Consider the following 791-nt stretch of genomic DNA (forward strand, 5'->3'; position numbering starts at 1 on the left):
GCGCCCCGCCCCGTACGCCCGTCCCCGTTCACCGGGCGGTCAGACGTGCCTCGCGGTCACACGTCCGTCACGCGCAGCCCGGCGTGCGCCTTGTAGCGGCGGTTGACCGAGATCAGGTTCGCCACGAGCGACTCCACCTGGTGCGCGTTGCGCAGCCGTCCCGCGAAGACGCCCCGCATGCCGGTGATGCGGCCCGCCAGCGCCTGCACGATGTCCGTGTCCGCCCGGGACTCGCCGAGTACCAGCACGTCGGTGTCGATCGACTCCACCCCGGGGTCCTGGAGCAGCACTGCGGACAGGTGGTGGAAGGCCGCCGTCACCCGCGACTCCGGCAGCAGCGCCGCGGCCTGCTCCGCCGCGCTGCCCTCCTCGGGCGTCAGCGCGTACGCGCCCTTCTTGTCGAAGCCGAGCGGGTTGACGCAGTCCACGACGAGCTTGCCCGCCAGCTCGTTCTCCAGTGACCTGAGGGTTGCCGCGTGTCCCTCCCACGGCACCGCGACGATGACGAGGTCGCTGCGGCTCGCGCAGGTCGCGTTGTCGGCGCCCTCGACACCGTTGCCCAGCTCGGAGGCGGCGGTGTGCGCGCGGTCCGCCGACCGCGACCCGACGATCACCTTCTGCCCGGCGAGCGCGAGCCGGTAGGCGAGGCCGCGGCCCTGGTCCCCGGTCCCGCCGAGCACGGGGGGGCGGGGGGGGGCGCGGGCGCGGGGGGGGGGGGGGGCCGGGGGGGGCGCCTCTGCGGGCCGGGCGCCCCGACGCCTCCCCCGGGCTTCCCCGCGGAGGCGTAGACG

Annotated in this window: 1 protein-coding gene; it reads right to left on the reverse strand. The window is 76.1% G+C overall.

The window, feature by feature from the left end:
* Positions 1–56 precede the first annotated feature (56 nt).
* Positions 57–791: NADPH-dependent F420 reductase (gene npdG / locus LCE31_RS40020; protein ID WP_374118722.1), on the reverse strand; the 735-nt coding region annotated here is incomplete at its 5' end.

The organism is Streptomyces sp. 8L (assembly GCF_020176795.1).
In the GTDB taxonomy this organism is placed as follows: Bacteria; Actinomycetota; Actinomycetes; order Streptomycetales; family Streptomycetaceae; genus Streptomyces.